Source organism: Psychrobacter sp. M4, assembly GCF_055699795.1.
On the sequence record NZ_CM146740.1, the window covers coordinates 2,753,025 to 2,772,069 of the forward strand.

Consider the following 19,045-nt stretch of genomic DNA (forward strand, 5'->3'; position numbering starts at 1 on the left):
AACCCCGATAAGCCAAAGCCTATCGGGGTTTTATTTTTCTAACTGCTAAGCATTACAGGGTAAAGAGCTGATTACATCATGCCGCCCATACCACCCATGCCGCCCATACCACCGCCAGCGCCCATGCCAGCCATTGGATCATCACCTTCTGGTAAGTCGGTGATCATCGCTTCGGTCGTAAGCATCAAACCTGCGACAGAAGCGGCGTTCTCAAGTGCTGAACGTGCTACTTTGGCAGGATCTAGGATACCCATCTCCAGCATATCGCCATATTCGCCAGAAGCAGCGTTATAACCGTAGTTACCGCTACCTTGCTTGACAGCGTTAACAACTACTGAGGCTTCTTCACCAGAGTTGGTAACGATTTGACGTAGTGGTGCTTCCATCGCACGGCGTAAGATGTTGATACCAGCGTCTTGGTCGTCGTTATCGCCTTTAAGCTCAGACAAGGCATTCATAGCGCGCACTAGTGCCACACCGCCGCCAGGAACCACACCTTCTTCAACCGCTGCACGAGTCGCATGCAAGGCATCATCAACACGATCTTTCTTCTCTTTCATCTCAGTTTCAGTCGCGGCTCCTACTTTGATAACGGCAACACCGCCAGCAAGTTTAGCCACGCGCTCTTGAAGCTTTTCTTTATCGTAGTCAGAAGTAGACTCTTCAATTTGGCGGTTGATAGACTCAACACGATTCTCGATGTCCGTCTTTTGACCAGCGCCATCAACGATTACAGTGTTCTCTTTACCAACAGTAACCTTTTTAGCCGTACCGAGCTGCTCGATAGTCGCCGTCTCTAGGCTTAGGCCAATCTCTTCTGAGATCACAGTACCGCCAGTTAGCGTTGCGATATCCTCTAACATGGCTTTACGGCGATCGCCGAATCCTGGTGCTTTAACCGCACAAGTTTTTAGGCCGCCGCGCATGTTGTTTACTACTAAAGTAGCCAATGCTTCGTTTTCAACATCTTCAGCAATAATTAGCAGTGGCTTGCTTTGTTGCATGACTTGCTCAAGTAAAGGCACGATCTCACGGATGTTGCTGATTTTTTTGTCAACCAATAAGATATATGGGTTTTCAAATTCAGCAGTCAGACTGTCTTGCTTATTAGCAAAGTACGGGCTGATATAACCACGGTCAAACTGCATACCTTCAACGACTTCTAAGGTATCTTCAAAGCTTGAACCTTCCTCAACGGTGATTACGCCTTGCTTGCCCACTTTTTGCATAGCTTGTGAGATCAGCTCGCCAATCTTAGGATCTGAGTTGGCAGAGATGGAACCGACCTGCGCGATCGCTTTGTGATCGTCAGCTGGGGTTGATAACTCATGGATCTGCTTAACCGCTTCGCGTACCGCTTTGTCGATACCGCGCTTAAGATCCATAGGGTTCATGCCAGCGGCGACTGATTTCATGCCTTCTTGCAAGATTGATTGAGCAAGTACTGTTGCGGTAGTTGTACCATCACCAGCGACGTCATTAGTGCGACTAGCGACTTCACGTACCAATTGCGCGCCCATGTTTTCAAACTTGTTTTCAAGCTCAATCTCTTTAGCGACCGAAACCCCATCTTTAGTAATGGTTGGTGCGCCAAACGACTTGTCGATAACCACGTTACGACCTTTGGGGCCTAAAGTAACACGTACAGCGTTTGCTAAAATGTTTACGCCGTCCATCATCTGTTTACGAGCATCAATGCCAAACTTTACGTCTTTTGCCATGTTAAATTACTCCAATATATAATAATTTTATTTTAATAAAGTTAGTACTTATAAAAATAGTACCTATAAAAACAGTGCTTAGAAAAAGCTAATCAAACTAACCTTCTAACACACCTAATACGTCAGACTCTTTCATAATGAGTAGTTCTTCACCGTCAACTTTAACCGTTTGACCGGCATACTGACCGAACAATACTTTGTCGCCAACTTTTACATCTAACGCGCGAGTTTCGCCATTATCACGGATCTGGCCATTACCAGTGGCTAATATTTCACCTTGTGATGGCTTTTCTTGCGCTGAACCTGGCAATAAAATACCGCCAGCAGTTTTTGTTTCTTCTTCTATGCGGCGGACGACAATACGGTCATGTAAAGGACGAATATTCATCGAGATGACTCCAAAATTTGGTTGTTTACGTTAAGGGTTTATTTGGTTTAGTAGTCTCAATGCTAATACCTGAAAGACCTTAATTTAAAAGCCTTTTTCTAAAAATAGCTCTCAAAAATAGATTCTATAGATATGCGTTGAGCTTGTCTCCAAAAGTGGGGGCAAGGTAGGAGTGCTTCAAGTGTAAAAACAAAATATTTATAAGAATGCTGCTCTAAGAATGCAGTTTTAAAGTGTTTACAAATTCAGTTGAGCTAGCAACTCTGCTTACAGAGGGTTACTTATGATAGCTAGTCCACGCTTTCTAGTTACATCAGCTACAAGATAATACGCCTAACTCTGCGGTTACCCTTGAAAATGTAACAGGATATGACCATCATAAGATTTGAGAACAAAATAACAGCTATAAATACTTTAAAAAAGTTAGCGAATAAATTTATTTCATTTAGAATAAAATAATTAAGGATCATCCATGACAGTCTTATCAACTATAAAAACTGATACTAATAATATAAAATCTCGTCACTCCAAATTTTTATCCACCTTTACAACCGGCATCAGTATTGCTGCCATAGGAGCTTTAAGTATGACTGCCCCTACTCTTGCTACTGCCAAAACTGTGCAACCTTCAACGGCCAGTTATAATTTTACCGTTGAAGATAAATACAACGGCTCTGCCACTCGCACCTTGAGCAAGTCAGGTAATGTTTGGAAGTATAATGTAAACGCGCGTGTGGCAGGCGTTGCAAGTGCTGCACAAAACAGTGCTTTTACTATCGTTGGCAATAATGTCACGCCGACTCAAGCTAGCACTACTTATAAGCTATTAGGCATTGGGCGCACGCATAAGCTTGATTTCAATCCTAGTACCAACCAAGTTGTCAGTACTTACAAAGGTAAATCGACGACGATGAACATGGCGCAGCAAGCTTTTGATGATTTGAGCCTTGAGGTGCAAATCCGTCAAGACTTATTGAATGGTAAATTCTCTGGCAATTACTATATGGCTAAAAAGAATAAAATTGAGAGTACCCCATTTAAAAAGTCTGGTAATACTCAAATTACCGTGCCTGCTGGTACTTTTGATACCGTACGTGTGGATCGCATCCACGACGGCGATAGTCGCTCTACCAGTTTTTGGCTGGCACCAAGCTTAGATTATCTACCCGTGAAAGTGAGCCAGATTAACGATGGTAAAAAAATGGACTTGGAATTAACCAAAGTCAACTAAGCGAGCTTTGCTTTGTTAGATAGTTAGATAGATAAACAAAACTAAGTCAATAAAAAGGCGGCGCTCTAGTGTATAGAGCGCCGCCTTTTTTAGATTCTAAAGTTAAGAGAACCGCTATCGTTTACTTTAAAAAGACGTGGTTTAACGCGAGCGTGGCTGCTTAACGACGTTATTCATCGACGGTAGGCGCTTTAGTAGTAAAAATAGCCAAGTATTAATGAGTAGTAGTAGCAAAAAATCGAGCCCACAAACTAAAATCTCAGCGGCGCTGCTACCGTAGAGGCGCGTAAACAAAACCACGCCGCTTGCGCCCAAATACACTAAAGTCAACATGCTGCCTACCAATAATAAATAAGGCGAACGCCCACGCACGATCACTGGCGTTAAAATAAAAGCAGGGAGCAACCACAGACCGTACCAAAAGATACCCCCTACAATATCAGGATTGCTAGGGTTAAAAACACTAATCAACACTGGCAATACGAGCAGACGATACCCCAGCCAAATAAGCCAAGTTACTAGCAAACGCTGACGCATTGGAGTAATAGGTTTAGCTGTCTCACGGTTCGCCGCCGGTTCTGTACTAGCAGAATTTGTAGTTATTGGGCTATCAGGTAGATCAGAGTGATTTGGCATCAGCAGCGATGGTTCCCTAAGTTAGATGAGCAGCTTGTTTTTCAATTAACACTAAAACCAGCTCGTAATAATTATTTAGCGGCTCCATTCTACTTGCGCTAATGCTTTAGCACTAATAGCGAGACGGCGACCTTGTGCCACTGCCAGTTCGCGCTCATCCTCAGAGACAGGCTGGTCATGCGCGGTACCGCTAACATGGCTAGCTCCATAAGGCGTACCGCCGCGACTGGTACGTCCAAGCGCAGGCTCCCCGTAAGGTAGACCGACTATCATCATGCCGTGATGTATAAGAGGCAACATCATCGTCAGTAGCGTGGTTTCTTGTCCGCCGTGCATGGAGCCTGTGGCGGTGAATACTGAAGCAGGTTTGTTTTGCAAATTACCTGCCAGCCAAATAGTAACGGTATTGTCCCAAAAATACTTCATGGGTGCCGCCATGTTGCCAAAGTGAGTTGGGCTACCAAGTGCAAGTCCCATACAGTCTTTGAGATCATCCATCGTACAATACAAATCGCCCTCATCTGGGATCGCAGGCTTGCTAGCTGTGGTTTCAGGAGCCACCATTGGCACTGTGCGAATACGTGCGGTTACGCCCGCCTCTTCAATACCTTGAGCGATAGCATAAGCTAACGTCTTGGTCGTACCGTGACTAGAATAATACAGTACCAATATGTAAGGCGCATGCGTGGTAGTTTGACTCATTAACCGTATTTCCTTTTAAATTTACTTTAAGCTCTAGGTTTTATTAAAGTAGCCATTCGTTGATAGCAATAGCGACGTTACCAACGAGCAACGGCACTAAAGCCTTCAGTGAATAGGCTATAAAACTGTCTACATTATGCCCGACTCCGAAGCAGACATGCAAATGATCGATTTGAGGCTTGTAAAACAAATAATTGGCAGATGCTAACCTTACATTTTTGTTACAATGTGGTCATATTTACGCTTTCTAAATGGTTCATATGGAAAACTTATCAAAAAAGTTCCCTTTTTTGCAGCAGCGTTGGTTTCAGTTCCTAAAATTTTTGACGCGGCATTTCTTCGAGGACGACTGCCAGCAAAAGGCGGCTTCCTTAACTTATACCACTATGCTGTCAATCGTGCCGATATTGACAGTATTATTGATGATTTTATCTTCTGTGCCAGCGCTAGCTTCCGTAAGAGCACAAATTTATGATCTTATTTATAGTAACCTGTTACCGCAGTCAAGCCTACAGGTCAGTAAATATATTAACAATTTTGCTGAAAAATCAACCAATCTAACCGCTATTGGTATTGTGATTTTATTCGTCACGACGATCATGACCCTAACGACTATTGAACGTGCTTTTAATCAGATTTGGCGGGTAGAAGATCGTTCTGGTGGCATTAAAAGTATGCTGCGTTATTGGACGATCGTTACCATGGGACCGATTGTACTGGGTACCGCTTTTATCGCCTCTAGTACGGTACAAAGTCTGAGTTTTTTGAATCGTCAAATTGCAGGCTACGGAATTGATTGGTCTTTTTGGGTGCAAATGGCCTCTATCGGTATTACGATGGCGGGATTTATGGGAATGTATTGGTTTATCCCCAAAGCACGAGTACCTTTTAAAAATGCTGCCATCGCAGGCGTTATTGTCGCTATTGTTTTTGAACTACTTAAACACATCTTTGGCGCAGTGATGACTAACTTTACCAGCTACGAAGCGATTTATGGTGCTTTTGCTGCGCTGCCGATCTTCTTGTTATGGATCTATTTATCTTGGAATTTGATTTTATTAGGGGTTGAGATTAGCTACACTCTGACTATTTTTGAGACTAAAGAGGTGCATCCTCGCCATCCCCTCCTAAGCTTACTAGATATGCTAAATTTGGTTTACACCTATCATGTCAAAGGCGAGGCGGTAAGCGAGCAAGAGCTGCGTAATGTACTAGGCCGAAAAGAGCTGCCAAAGTGGTATATTTATATCAATTACCTCAAAGACAGCAACCTGATTACGACCACAGACAACGATGAATATGTGCTCAAAAGAGATTTGAGTCAGATGACGCTATGGGACTTTTATCGTACTCTGCCCTACCCCCTACCGATCAAAGATGAGCTTGATGAGATTGAGCCTCACAGTCAAAAGGCTTGGTTGAATATGTTGGTTAGTAGATTTGAAAATACCGAAGATTATGCCAAGAGACAGCTTAATTTGCCCTTAGCTGAGATCTTTGCTCATATTGAACCTCGCAAGAAGTCATCCGACAATTCATCTAGTAAGCCTGCTGTATCCAAAACCAACTCCAAAGACGAGAACGACAAAAGTGACGTATATCTCGAGCCTGCAGCTTATGATGAAGACAGCCATTTAATAGCTGATAAGGATAACAATGAGGTATTGATACCGGGTAGCGCTGATAATAAGAACAATGTTATTACTGAAGATGATAATCCGCAGCGGGCTAAGTATCTATAAACTATAAAACAGTTTAGATAAACGTTTAAATTAAAAGTTTATCTAAACTACAATCTAAGAAATTAACAATAAAAAAGTGACATTCTATTTTTCTAAGTACTTTGGAGGCTACAGCAGTGCCCAACTCTACTAAAAAATCACTGCTTGAAAAGACGATAGCAACTGGCATACAAGGGCTAAAGCAATTTTCTTATTTATGGTCAACTGATACTTTGGCCAGTTTGCCTGAACGGCTAAAAAACTTGTGGCAACAATTGATTGGGTCTTACTGGTTTATTCCAACAGCTTGTGTGCTATTAGGTATTTTGTTAGCGCCGCTGTTAATAGCTATTGACGAGCACTTTGATCGCAAAGCAGTCAAAGAAATTGGTTTTGCTTTTACTGGCAGTGATGCAGCCGCGCGCGCTATCATGACCGCTATAGCTGGTGCGGTATTAGGCGTTGCTGGTACCACCTTTTCAATTACTATTGCTGTTTTGTCCATGGCCTCATCGCAATTTGGTCCCAGACTACTGCGTAATTTTTTGACAGATACCTCCAACCAGTTAGTTCTAGGCGCTTTTATTGGCACCTTTAGCTATAGTTTACTGGTACTAAAAGCTATTCATAAGCAAGATGTGGCTTTTGGCGTACCGCAATTAGCGGTAACTTTCGCAATTATTATGGCTATTAGCTGTGCCTTATTACTGGTATATTTTATTCAACATATGGTGCATGCTATTCAAGCCTCACACGTCATTCAGCATGCCAGCGACGATGCTATGGAAAATATCGATTATTGGTATGGCAAGTATTGTGATGTTCAACACCAGCGTGATGTAGAACAAGTAGACATAGAACAGTATAAGCAGTGGCCAGCTACCCCTATTTACGCGCCGCACTCAGGTTACCTGCAGCAAATCTACGTCGAATCAGTAGTTGCTCTAGCCAAAGACTATGGCGGCATTATACGGCTGCACACTAATCTTGGCGACTTTGTCACAGATCGAAATATCATCGGCTATTTTTATCAGCGCCCAGACGATCAAGTCAGCCATTTACAAAAAACTAAGACCTCAAATCTGGCTCTTTTAGCGCGCCGCCCTGATGGCAACTTTTGGCAGCGTCTGAGCGCTTGTGTCGACCTAGTGCGCAGGCCTACTCATTCTAATGATATTGCTTATAGCTTAGGACAGGTGACTGAAATCGCCATACGAGCACTATCGCCAGGGACTAATGACCCTAAAACAGCTATTAGTTGTGTCCAGTCGCTAACCATTTGTTTGAGCGTTATGATGCGCCGCCAGCCGCCCAGTCCTTATCACTTTTATACTCCAGACCATGATCATGATGACTTAACTATTACTACTAATCGGCCACGTCTACCGATATTAGCAGTTATTACCAAGACTCCAAAGATATCAGATTTTATTGATGCCTCACTTGGGGATATACGCCGTTATGCGACCGCTGATTTAATGGTATTAAAAACACTGTGTCAGGCAATGACTGATCTTAATTACTCTTGCGTCAATGACGGGCAGCGGCAAACTTTACTGCGTGAGCTAACCTTGATTGAACGCGCAGGAGAAGAAAACCTTGCTTATAGTGAGCTGGTAGACGACTTGTTTGCTATGTGTCGACAAGCCCGGCAATTCATTGAAGGAGATTCTGCTCAGCATCAGCACTTTGAATATACTGGTAGTTTTTCTGCTCATATCCATAAGACACTAGAGAGCCAATCTAGCTAGCGTTTTAACTCACAACTTATAACTATCTATTATTTTATTTGAGATCTATTTTATGGCTTCTGCAACCAGTTTAACTGTACTTGAAATAAGCGCCATCTTCTTATCTATTACCGCTGTACTGTCCTATGTCAACCACCGTTTTATCGGTCTACCAACAACTATCGGTGTCATGGTAATCTCTATTTTGCTATCTATAGGAGCGATATTTTTAGGATTTTTAGGGTTCGATGAGCTTATTGATTATGAAGTCAGTTTACTAGAGCAGCTTGATTTTACTGAAGTATTGCTAGATGGCATGTTATCTATGCTGTTATTCGCTGCCGCTTTGCATGTCAATATTGGCGACTTGAGACGATATAAATTACCTATAGGTATTTTGGCCTGTATTGGTACGATCGTATCAGCTGTGCTCATTGCGACCACCCTTTATTTTATGTTACCTCTGCTAGATTTTGGCTTACCCTTCATCTGGTGTCTGCTGTTTGGCGCTTTGATATCTCCTACCGATCCCATTGCTGTTATGGGCATTTTAGCCTCAGCTGGCGCGCCCAAAAGCTTGGAGACGGTTATCGCTGGCGAGTCATTATTTAACGATGGTATTGGCGTTGTCATTTTCGTCTTACTGCTTGGCATTTTATCAAGTGGCGATATCCCAACAGCTAATTATGTTGCTCATACCTTAGCGGTCGAAGCTGGCGGTGGTATTGTCTTTGGTTTGGTGCTTGGTGGCATTTTGTATTATATGATCAAAAGCATCGATAGCTATCAAGAAGAGGTACTGTTAACACTAGCTGGCGTGATAGGCGGTTATGCGCTGGCCAGTCATTGGCATTTGTCAGGGCCGCTGGCAATGGTCATGATGGGGCTGATGGTAGGTAACCGTGGTCGCGCCTTAGCGATGAGTGATAAGACTCGGCACTATATTGATCTCTTTTGGGAGTTAATCGATGAGATCTTAAACGCGATTTTGTTTGTACTCATTGGTCTTGAGATCGTGATGATTGCTTATTCTGGCAATTTGTTTATCGCTGGTGGCTTAACAATTGTTATCGCTTTGCTTGCTCGGTTTATAGTAGTGGGTATGACCACCAAGACCTTTAGTCGTCAGCTTGATCTGCCTGAAGGCGCATGGAAAGTACTAACTTGGGGCGGTCTACGTGGTGGTATCTCGGTCGCCTTAGTACTACAGCTACCTACCGGAGATGAGCGCGATGTTTTACTATCGTTAACTTACGCGGTGGTAATATTCTCTATCTTAGTTCAAGGTCTAAGCATCGGTAAAGTGGCTAAAACCATTACTGAAAACCAGCCTGCAACGCCTACATCATAACCGCTCAGTTTTATAGCAAACCTTTTTATAATAAACCTTTGTGCTTCATATTGCGGTAGACCACTACCACGATAATAATATTTAGCACAAAGATACCCAGTTTGAACCAATCAAATGGACCTGTAATTAAGTAGTACAGCTCAACGGGGATAAAAATCCCATAACCGATGACGCTAAACCAGTACGCCCAAGTTTTATCTTGCCATAGTCCATAAGCTTCAATAAAGCGTAGGCTAGCATAAGCAAATATTAATAATAAAAATAGCGTCCAGTTTTTACTGGCACGCTGAGCAAGCTGCACAATACTGTCAACTTGCGGCGCTAGTAATTGACCAAACTGCTGATGCCAAGTCTGAGTTACTGTGGCAAGCCATTGCTCTAAATCTTTATGCCATAGCCACAATGCGGCAGCCATCAATAACGCGCCACCTCCTTTGACAATCTCGTATATGGCTACCGCCTTAATAGATTCGCTAGATTTACTAGCATAACTGGACAATGCCTGATCTTGTTTATCGAATTTATGACTCCTTTTTGGGGGCAACGATAGTACTTTATCTTCTTGTACAGGCCTATTAGTCAAATAGAGTCTCCACCACACGTCCTTGTAGAAACTGTCCAAAAAAAGGTGTGTTTTTACCATTTGAGTGCATCGTATCTGTAGTTACTTGCCATTCAAGATTGGGGTCGATAACTACCGCGCCGCCGATACTTGCATAGTCTTCATTTATGCCAGCGATTTTTGCTGGATTGAGACATATTTTGTCTACCAGTTGCTTTAAGGTTAATATCTCATCTCGCACCAATTGGCAAGCTAGCGCCATAAAGGTATCAAAGTTTGAGATGCCAGGCGTACTCTCAGCAAAAGGCGCTTTTTTGGCAGTAGCGTTTAGTGGCTCATGATGGCTACATATCGCATCGATCGTCCCATCTTTGAGACCACGATGCAAAGCTTGCTGATCGGTATTACTGCGTAGCGGTGGTAGTACATAAGCTTGCGCGTTAAAACCTTCTAAATTATCATCCGTTAGATACAGCTGATGCATGGCGACATCGCAAGTGACTGGCAAATCTTTATCTTTTGCCCAGCGCATCAGCTCCACTGACGATTTGCAAGACAACTGGCTAAAGTGCGCAGCAATACCAGTTTCTTCCACCATCAACAGTTGAGTCGATAAAGCTACCGTTTCAGCGATCCAAGGAATGCCTTGCAAGCCATGATAAGAGGCAATGTAACCTTCGTGCGCTACCCCATTATTCGATAAGCTTGGCTCATCGGGATAAAAAAACACTTTCATACCAAAGGTGGCAGCATACTCTAATGTGCGTAGCAATACTAAATCATTGGCAAACGGTCGCCGAGCATTAGAGACCGCGATACAGCCGCCTTTTTTTAAGCCAGCGATATTCGAAGGATGCGTGCCTTCTAATCCAGCAGTCAATGCCCCAAGAATATGCAAATAAATGCCGCCGTCATCTAGTGCTCGCTCACGTAAGCCCTTTAATAACGAGCCATTTTCTAAAATTGGATTGGTATCTGGAGGAATGACCACGTGTAAAAAGCCATTGGAGCGTGCGGCTTGGCCTTCAGATGCTAAAGTCCCGTGCTGCTGCTGACCCGGTTCTCGCAGACGCGCGCACAAGTCTACCAAAGGAGGTAGTAGCCAAGTCTCACCTTCTATAACTATATTTTTCAGCTTATCAAGTGCTGTATCCGACAGCGATGCTTTAAAGGCGGTAGGCAGTAAATCAATCATTTGCGCATTTGTAGCAATAGAGGTGGTCATGAGCGTTAATTACCATATAAATAATAAATAAATTAGGACAAAAAAATATCATGCTAATTGGGATTTAATCTTTTGACAGCTATTGCTAAATTAACCCAACTTAGCCGCTTGATGTACGCGCTGACCTTGCATGGTAAGCGCTAGTACTGCCATACGAATAGCTACGCCATTACTGACCTGCTTTAAGATAACAGACTGATCACCATCTGCTACGCTTGAAGCAATTTCAACCCCCCGGTTCATAGGACCTGGGTGCATAATCAGTGCATCGGGTTTAGCCAGCGCTACCCGCTTCGGAGTAATGCCATAGTGTTTGTAGTACTCACTAGATGAAGCCAATAGTGGCGAACCTATGCGCTCGTTTTGTATTCTAAGACCCATAATGACATCGCAATCTGTCACGCATTTATCCATGTCTTCATAAACTTGCACCCCAAAACGCTCAATACCTTTAGGTAATAAAGTACGCGGGGCGATGATTCGAATGTCTTTGACCCCTAAGGTCTGTAGCGCACTTATATTAGAGCGCGCTACTCGCGAGTGTTTAATATCACCGATGATAGCTACCGACAATTCCTCAAAAGGACGCGGCGCTTCCCGATGAATAGTAAGCATATCCAGCATCCCTTGAGTTGGATGCGCATGCCAGCCATCACCGCCATTAATAATAGCAATGTTTGGAGTAACCTCAGTTGCCATAAAATGGGCAGCCCCTGAAGAAGAATGGCGCACTACAAAGATATCAGCGGTCATCGCTTGCAAGTTCCATAACGTATCACGTAAGCTTTCGCCTTTTTTGGTACTAGAGCTACCAATATCTATATTCAGCACGTTGGCGCTCAAGCGTTTTTCTGCTACCTCAAAAGTCGTACGCGTACGGGTTGAGGGTTCAAAAAACAAATTCATCACCGTACACCCTTCAAGCTCTGGACGGTTAATGAGCAGTCCATTGTCATCAAAAAAGGTTTCTGCTTTGGCTATGATAGATTGTAGCTGCGCTTTATTAAGCCCTTCTACACCTAAAAAGTGCCGTAAGCTACCATCTTCGTTGAGCTGCGGACGGCTTAGCGAGGTATCCAGTCTTTTATGAATAGTGGCAGGGTCAAACTTCGTATTGTTTTTATGGGTAACAGACGCCGTCTTATCTTCTACAGAATCTTGAGTTGAATTTGACATATTTGACATAGTGGCGAGTCTTTTTCGTTGGTTTATTTAACGCATGTTTCGTTATGCCTTATAATCATGCACACAGATACAAGGACATTTTAGCGCTTATTTGCTACACTTTGCCGCAGCAGTAGAAAGATTTAAATAGTACTAACATCAGCTACGACAAACAATTGAAGCTATCAAATAATAATAGAGATAGTGTAGCTGATATTAGGATTAATATAAAAAGTTAAGCTATGAGTGCTCTACATTATTTGCCAGCTTGGTAGCTTATTTGTACTTTATTTTACTCTTCACTTTATCAACTAGGAAGTACCATGACAACTTTAACACAATACTTAAAAGACCACTCCTCTAATCCTGCGATTAACGATGTCATTACCACTATTACCAATGTCGGCCAAACTATATCACAGCTACTGCGTAAGGGCGCGCTTGCTGATATTCTTGGTGAGGCAGGTAATCAAAACGTGCAAGGAGAAGAGCAAAAGAAGCTTGATGTTCTTGCCAACGATTTACTTCTAGACGCTTTGGCGAAAAACAAGAACTGCGCAGGCGTAGCTTCAGAAGAGCTTGACGATGCCACCCCTGCCAATGCAGACGGTAGTTTATTGGTCTTGTTTGACCCGCTTGACGGCTCATCTAACATTGATATCAATATGGCAGTCGGAACCATCTTCTCTATCTTGCCGTATCAGCGTCAAGGTCAAACCTGTAATAATAGTGATTTTCTGCAAGCCGGTAGCGAGCAATTGGCAGCAGGCTATCTATTGTATGGTACCTCAACTATGCTGGCACTAACTATTGCTGATGATGTGGTAATGTTCAGTCTGGACCCAGATAGTGGTGATTATATAATGGTAAACGATGAAGTAAAAATTGATGCTGAGACTAGTGAGTATTCTATTAATAGCTCAAATTATCGTTACTGGCGGGCACCCATGCAGCAATATATTGACGAGTTAGTTGCTGGCGAAGCAGGCGTACGTGGACGCGATTTCAATACGCGCTGGGTCGCGGCTATGGTCGGCGATGTGCATCGTATTTTGTGCCGTGGTGGTCTGTTTACTTATCCCTTTGACACCAAATATGCTCACAAAGCTGGCAAACTGCGTTTGATGTACGAAGCCAATCCCATGAGTTTGCTTATCGAACGAGCAGGCGGCGGAGCAACAGATGCGGTCAATCGTATTTTGGATATCAAGCCAACCGACATTCATCAGCGCGTCCCTGTAGTACTCGGAAGTCAAAACGAGGTTGACTATGTTAAACAGCTGCATTTAGAGCACGATGAAACCTAAAGTCTATTTAAAAGTATTCCTAATAAAGGTTTAAAGAGTTATGCGATCTAACCCTAACGAGCTCATTACCTCCGATAAAAACTCAACGATAAAGCTTGCTAGAGCGTTACTGACTCAGGCTCGTCTGCGCAAAAAGCAAGGGCAGACCATCATTGAAGGCGCGCATCTTATTGATGCAGCGCTACGTAGCAATTACCCTCTTGCTCAGATACTGTTAGCGGAGTCTGCACAAAATCATAGGGAAGTTCAACAGCTTTTAGATCGTCTGCCCAGTCAAACGAGCTTACTCTTGCTATCTGATAAGCTCTATCAAAGCATTCGCAGTCTAGGTGTTGGCATCGATATCATGGCTATTATCGACATACCAATACCTGATATATCTACTATTAATAGCGATTGTTTAATTTTTAACGACGTACAAGATAGCGGTAATGTTGGTACCCTACTGCGTACTGCAGCAGCAGTAGGTATCAAAACTGTACTTTGCACTAGCGCCACCGCCCAAGCTTGGTCGCCTAAAACCTTGCGCGCGGGTATGGGTGCTCAGTTTGCACTCAGTATTTATGAAGGTTTGAGCCCTCAAGACATCTTAGACTATGTACAAGTTCCACTATTAGCGACCAGCTCTCATACTGATACGCTCATCTATACGCATGATTTGCGAGCGCCTATCGCTTGGGTGATGGGACATGAGGGTCAAGGGGTTTGCGACGAGCTGATGCAATGTGCAACTCCTATTGCCTTGCCACAACCAAATGGGCAGGAAAGCTTAAACGTTGCCATTGCAGGTTCTTTATGTCTTTATGAAACCCTGCGTCAGCGTAACTATAGTCAAAGTTAAGTTAAAACCATAACTATCAGCGTAAAACTATATTTTATGCCCTCTGTACATAAAAAATCCCGCTACTATTATAGCGGGATTTTATAATTTATCTCTTAACCAGTCATCTATTGATTTAGATTTTGCTAGTCAGCTCAGGTAGCGCTTCGAACAAATCAGCTTCTAAGAAATAATCAGCAACACTTGCAATAGGCGACTCTGGATCATTATTGATAGCAACGATAACCTTAGAATCTTTCATACCTGCCATGTGCTGAATAGCACCTGAAATACCAGCTGCAATATAAAGCTGCGGTGCAACAATTTTACCCGTTTGACCGACCTGCATGTCGTTGGGCACATAGCCTGCATCGACTGCGGCACGCGATGCCCCGATAGCTGCGCCTAGCTTGTCGGCTAATGGTTCGATATATTTAGTGAAGTTCTCACCATTGGCAAGCGCGCGACCACCAGAAACTACGATACCTGCTGAGGTCAGCTCTGGACGATCTGAGGCGGCCATCTCTTCATTGACAAAGCTTGATTTACCAGCATCTTGGACACTATCGATAGTTTCAACTGTAGCAGAACCACCTTCGCTTGCTACCGGATCAAAAGCAGTCGTACGTACCGTAACTACTACTTTGTCTTCGGTAGTTTTAACCGTTGCAGTGGCATTACCTGCATAAATCGGGCGCTCAAAAGTTTGCGCGTCAATTACTGCTGAGATCTCCGACAACATACTAACATCAAGTAAAGCGGCAACCCGGGGCATAAAGTTTTTACCTGTGGTGGTTGCTGGTGCAACGATATGGCTGTAATCACCAGCAATATCAGCTACCAATAAAGCGATATTCTCTGCCATTTGATGCTCATAGGCAGCATTGTCTGCCAATAATACTTTGCTTACGCCTTCAGCTTTAGCGGCTTCATCAGCAGCGGCTTGGTTACCACTACCTGCTACTAACACATGAACGTCATCACCCATTTGCTTAGCAGCTGCAATCGTATTTAAGGTTGCCTTTTTTAGACTGGCATTGTCGTGTTCTGCGTATACCAAAATTGCCATTGTTTTTATCCTTAATTTGTATATTTATATTGAGACATAGATTTTAAACAACTAGATTTCAAATAATTAGGTGTTGAATACTTAGATTTTCAACACTTAGGTTTTCGATATTTAAATTTTGAGTACTTAATTTCTAAACGCCTATCTTTTAAACACTTAAATACAGCGCTAAAAGTACGAATCTCTATGTAAACATAAATAAATTATTAAATTACTTTTGCTTCGTTTCTTAACTTATCGACTAATTCATCAACTGATTTTACCGTAATACCGGCTTTACGATCAGCAGGTGGTTCAACCTTGGTGATCTCTTGTTTGGAAGCCATATCAACACCGAAATCGCTAGGCGTTTTTTCATCAAGTGGCTTTTTCTTCGCTTTCATAATATTAGGTAGTTTTGCGTAACGTGGTTCATTTAAGCGCAAATCAGTGGTTATGATCGCTGGTAGTTCAAGAGCAACCGTTTGTAGTCCACCGTCTACTTCACGAGTGACATTTACTTTGTCACCTTCAACCTTGACTTCTGAAGCAAAAGTACCTTGGCCTACACCCATCAATGCTGCTAACATCTGACCCGTCTGATTGTTATCATCATCGATAGCTTGTTTACCCAACAAAACGATATCAGTAGACTCACTCTCTGCAATGCTTTTTAGAATCTTAGCAACTTGTAGTGGATAAGGTTTATCATCCGTTTGTACTAAAACTCCGCGATCAGCACCCAAAGCTAAGGCAGCACGAATCTGTTCTTGAGATTCTTTTGGGCCAATAGAAGCTACAATAATCTCATCGATAACGCCCGCCTCTTTCAGACGTACAGCTTCTTCAACAGCAATTTCATCAAATGGGTTAATGGACATTTTGGTGTTAGAAAGATCAACACCGCTATTATCAGCTTTTACACGAACTTTTACGTTGTAATCAATGACACGCTTGACTGCGACTAATGCTTTCATACGTTCCTCGTTTTTTAGATGTTATTTAAGGGTGAAAAGTAATGCTTTCAAATCGTTAAAAAGCTATTCGTTAAAATAGCCAATTAAAAATAACAACTGAATACAATAAATAGCACTTATTCAGTTCAAATTAAAACTAGTTATTAAGACTCAACTATCTTGCGTCAGTAGCACTGCAAGGTCAAGATAAGGGCGTGAATAACGCGTCATAAATTTGTCGTTTTTTTCAGATCATCTGCACAAACTTTGAGCATTATGCCTTTTATCGTAAAACTTTAAATTCGTTATAGCCTTATAAAGTTACTCTTAATCCTACTTTTATATCTTTATTTTACCTTTATACTTATAGCATTGCTATGCCTGTCCATGCTTTACAGTTTGTTGTTGTTTCGCAAAATCATCTTTATTGTTATTAATGTGCGCTTGATCATCATTAGACCTTGTCTCTAACAATAGCTCATTATCACGGATATCATCAAATATTGACCAATCAGGAATAGCATCACTAGTTTTGATCACGCTCATATCAGCCGTCGTCTCCATAATGACTGCAAACACCTCAGACTTTGACTTGACACCGTTTTTTCGCAGTACTTGCTTAATATCATTGGTGCTTAGTTTAGCCTCTTTCAAATTTTCCTCAAAATACTTACCGTGCGCCATCAAAATAATAGGCTGATTATCTATCAATGCTTTTATAGGTTTAACTTTACGTCTAACAATGGAGACTAACCCTTGCAGCGCAAATAAAAAACCAATGGCAACAACCCCTTGCAATAGCGATGTAGATTTTGATAATACTGTAGAAGCTAAAATACTACCTATCCCTACAGTCATGGCTAGATCATAACTAGATAGCTTAGAGAAGCTACGCAGACCTGTAATGCGAGTAAATAATATCAAGCAGAAGTAAAAGCCAATAACGGATAAAAAAATACCAAGTATCTGTTGCCATTCGATCGAAAACCATGCTTGCCAATCCATAACCTTACCCTTTTTTGTATATTTTAATAAAGCCTATTTATACTTTTAATCATTGACTTAGTATCATTTATTGGAGACATAAAAAAAGCAACCTGATGAGAGGTTGCTTTTAATATACAGTCTAAACAATATCTATGTTGTTATAACAACGTGTAATCTTTGCAAATAACTTATCTTCTAATAACAAATTAACTGATCAATCAATTAACTTCATTACTAAAAAGATTAGATTGCTTCGATTTGCTCAGCTTGTGGGCCTTTTTTTCCTTCACCTAAGATGAAAGACACTTTTTGGCCTTCGGCTAAAGTTTTAAAGCCACTGCCTTGGATAGCGCTATAGTGAGCAAATACGTCTTGTCCACCGTTATCCTGCGCGATAAAACCAAAACCTTTAGCTTCATTAAACCACTTTACAGTGCCTTCAACTTTCTCTGACATAAATTTTCCTAACTCTTAAACTATTGATGCGACCTACATCGTCACCGGTTAATTGACAAATACTCAGCTGATTTTTAAGTTTTTACTTAAACTAAAATAATCTTTTATCGAATGAAAAATCATCAAGTAATAAATTATTTTAAGTTCAAATCAAGATCAAGTGAGTATGTTTTGATTATAGCAGCTTTGACCACTGACAACATAATGAATTAAGACGTTTTTGTAAAAACTTAACAGATTGTTTAATAAACTTACATATAACTATAAAAACTTTTTGACACCTACTTTTCATGTGTCAAAATAATAAAGATAGATATAAATTAACTTTAATAATATTTAAATAGTTATAGTTGGGAAAGCTTAATCAAAGATAGGCAACCATGGAGAAACTAGTACCAACAAGCATAAAACTAAAAATATAAGAGCAAAAGACTGGCTATAAGCAATATATTTCGGAGGTATTACTAAATCTTTAGGAGAATCTGGAATACCGCGCCGCTTAAGTAAACGGGTACCGTAGATCCAGCCAAAAACAGTATAAAGCCCGTAGGCCGCTGGTACTGCAACGGCAAGTGGTGTCAAATCAATCACATACAGCATCAAAACAGAGATAAAAAACCAAGCAGTATCTAATAATGAGCTAAATTTAAACAGGGCTGATTGTGGCAATTTTCCAGCAGTGCGTTTGAGCATCTCACCTTCTACCCAAATGAGAATGGCAACCACGGCACTAAAAGCGATATAAATGAACTGCGGCGTTAGCCAGTCAAGATTTGATATTTGCACAATACGACCTATAATTTAAGAAATTTACAACAACAATGACGAGAATAACAGATAACAACAACAAATAACGGTTGTGAGGGCTGTTTATATTGAGTATCCTTTATAGCTTTTCAAGCAACGTTAGTGACTCCTGTTTGACCTAATGTCACAAAAAGTTTTAGCATAAGTTAAAAAACCTTATGATAAAAAACGCTACAGTATAAAAAACCCTATGCTATCTTTTTGATAGCACAGGGTTTAAGTACATTTAAGAC

Annotated in this window: 18 protein-coding genes; 6 read left to right on the forward strand and 12 right to left on the reverse strand. The window is 41.8% G+C overall.

What is annotated here, in order from left to right:
• Nucleotides 1–71 precede the first annotated feature (71 nt).
• On the reverse strand, nt 72–1,721 hold the full coding sequence (groL, locus tag ACR63N_RS11415; protein ID WP_367105755.1) for a chaperonin GroEL: 1,650 nt from the start codon (nt 1,719–1,721) through the stop codon (nt 72–74).
• A 97-nt stretch (nt 1,722–1,818) separates the two neighbouring features.
• Nucleotides 1,819–2,109, reverse strand: a complete 291-nt coding sequence (locus tag ACR63N_RS11420; RefSeq protein WP_367105754.1) for a co-chaperone GroES — start codon at nt 2,107–2,109, stop codon at nt 1,819–1,821.
• A gap of 472 nt (nt 2,110–2,581) precedes the next feature.
• Here ACR63N_RS11420 and ACR63N_RS11425 point away from each other — a divergent pair, with 472 nt between their 5' ends.
• Nucleotides 2,582–3,340 carry a DUF3108 domain-containing protein gene (locus ACR63N_RS11425; protein ID WP_367107208.1) on the forward strand — a complete coding sequence of 253 codons (759 nt, stop codon included), beginning with the start codon at nt 2,582–2,584 and terminating at the stop codon, nt 3,338–3,340.
• A gap of 141 nt (nt 3,341–3,481) precedes the next feature.
• Here the strand turns inward: ACR63N_RS11425 and ACR63N_RS11430 are convergent, their stop codons facing one another.
• Nucleotides 3,482–3,976: a hypothetical protein gene (locus ACR63N_RS11430; RefSeq protein WP_472782044.1), complete on the reverse strand. Its 495-nt coding sequence runs from the start codon at nt 3,974–3,976 to the stop codon at nt 3,482–3,484.
• Between the two features lie 75 nt (nt 3,977–4,051).
• Complete coding sequence (gene wrbA, locus ACR63N_RS11435; RefSeq protein ID WP_367107209.1) at nt 4,052–4,678, reverse strand: NAD(P)H:quinone oxidoreductase; 627 nt, start codon at nt 4,676–4,678, stop codon at nt 4,052–4,054.
• Between the two features lie 260 nt (nt 4,679–4,938).
• On the opposite strand from wrbA, the gene ACR63N_RS11440 reads away from it, so the two are divergent.
• The 3 genes from ACR63N_RS11440 to ACR63N_RS11450 all read left to right on the forward strand — a co-directional run bounded on the left by ACR63N_RS11440 (nt 4,939) and on the right by ACR63N_RS11450 (nt 9,480).
• Nucleotides 4,939–6,420: a YihY family inner membrane protein gene (locus ACR63N_RS11440; RefSeq protein WP_367105751.1), complete on the forward strand. Its 1,482-nt coding sequence runs from the start codon at nt 4,939–4,941 to the stop codon at nt 6,418–6,420.
• A gap of 116 nt (nt 6,421–6,536) precedes the next feature.
• Nucleotides 6,537–8,150, forward strand: a complete 1,614-nt coding sequence (locus ACR63N_RS11445; RefSeq protein WP_367105750.1) for a DUF2254 domain-containing protein — start codon at nt 6,537–6,539, stop codon at nt 8,148–8,150.
• A gap of 52 nt (nt 8,151–8,202) precedes the next feature.
• Entirely contained in the window at nt 8,203–9,480 is a 1,278-nt protein-coding gene (locus ACR63N_RS11450; protein ID WP_367107211.1) for a cation:proton antiporter, read from the forward strand.
• A 25-nt stretch (nt 9,481–9,505) separates the two neighbouring features.
• Here ACR63N_RS11450 and ACR63N_RS11455 read toward each other — a convergent pair whose 3' ends face one another.
• The 3 genes from ACR63N_RS11455 to ACR63N_RS11465 all read right to left on the reverse strand — a co-directional run bounded on the left by ACR63N_RS11455 (nt 9,506) and on the right by ACR63N_RS11465 (nt 12,443).
• Complete coding sequence (locus ACR63N_RS11455) at nt 9,506–10,063, reverse strand: DUF2127 domain-containing protein (protein WP_367105748.1); 558 nt, start codon at nt 10,061–10,063, stop codon at nt 9,506–9,508.
• The gene (locus ACR63N_RS11460) at nt 10,056–11,237 is read right to left on the reverse strand and encodes a dihydroorotase (RefSeq protein WP_367107265.1); all 1,182 of its coding nucleotides are present in this window, start codon (nt 11,235–11,237) and stop codon (nt 10,056–10,058) included. Before ACR63N_RS11460 ends, ACR63N_RS11455 begins: the two co-directional genes overlap by 8 nt.
• A gap of 120 nt (nt 11,238–11,357) precedes the next feature.
• Nucleotides 11,358–12,443: an aspartate carbamoyltransferase catalytic subunit gene (locus ACR63N_RS11465; protein ID WP_367107266.1), complete on the reverse strand. Its 1,086-nt coding sequence runs from the start codon at nt 12,441–12,443 to the stop codon at nt 11,358–11,360.
• Between the two features lie 311 nt (nt 12,444–12,754).
• Here ACR63N_RS11465 and ACR63N_RS11470 point away from each other — a divergent pair, with 311 nt between their 5' ends.
• Entirely contained in the window at nt 12,755–13,738 is a 984-nt protein-coding gene (locus tag ACR63N_RS11470; RefSeq protein WP_367107212.1) for a class 1 fructose-bisphosphatase, read from the forward strand.
• 40 nt (nt 13,739–13,778) lie between these two features.
• Nucleotides 13,779–14,579 carry a TrmH family RNA methyltransferase gene (locus ACR63N_RS11475; RefSeq protein ID WP_367107213.1) on the forward strand — a complete coding sequence of 267 codons (801 nt, stop codon included), beginning with the start codon at nt 13,779–13,781 and terminating at the stop codon, nt 14,577–14,579.
• 115 nt (nt 14,580–14,694) lie between these two features.
• On the opposite strand, the gene ACR63N_RS11480 is transcribed toward ACR63N_RS11475, so the two are convergent.
• The 5 genes from ACR63N_RS11480 to ACR63N_RS11500 all read right to left on the reverse strand — a co-directional run bounded on the left by ACR63N_RS11480 (nt 14,695) and on the right by ACR63N_RS11500 (nt 18,791).
• Nucleotides 14,695–15,627, reverse strand: a complete 933-nt coding sequence (locus tag ACR63N_RS11480) for an electron transfer flavoprotein subunit alpha/FixB family protein (protein ID WP_367105745.1) — start codon at nt 15,625–15,627, stop codon at nt 14,695–14,697.
• Nucleotides 15,628–15,833: 206 nt separating this feature from the next.
• Complete coding sequence (locus ACR63N_RS11485) at nt 15,834–16,583, reverse strand: electron transfer flavoprotein subunit beta/FixA family protein (protein WP_367107214.1); 750 nt, start codon at nt 16,581–16,583, stop codon at nt 15,834–15,836.
• 354 nt (nt 16,584–16,937) lie between these two features.
• Complete coding sequence (locus ACR63N_RS11490) at nt 16,938–17,567, reverse strand: DUF421 domain-containing protein (RefSeq protein WP_367107215.1); 630 nt, start codon at nt 17,565–17,567, stop codon at nt 16,938–16,940.
• Between the two features lie 225 nt (nt 17,568–17,792).
• Complete coding sequence (locus tag ACR63N_RS11495; RefSeq protein WP_367105742.1) at nt 17,793–18,005, reverse strand: cold-shock protein; 213 nt, start codon at nt 18,003–18,005, stop codon at nt 17,793–17,795.
• Between the two features lie 360 nt (nt 18,006–18,365).
• Nucleotides 18,366–18,791: a hypothetical protein gene (locus tag ACR63N_RS11500; RefSeq protein ID WP_367105741.1), complete on the reverse strand. Its 426-nt coding sequence runs from the start codon at nt 18,789–18,791 to the stop codon at nt 18,366–18,368.
• Between the last annotated feature and the right edge of the window lie 254 nt (nt 18,792–19,045).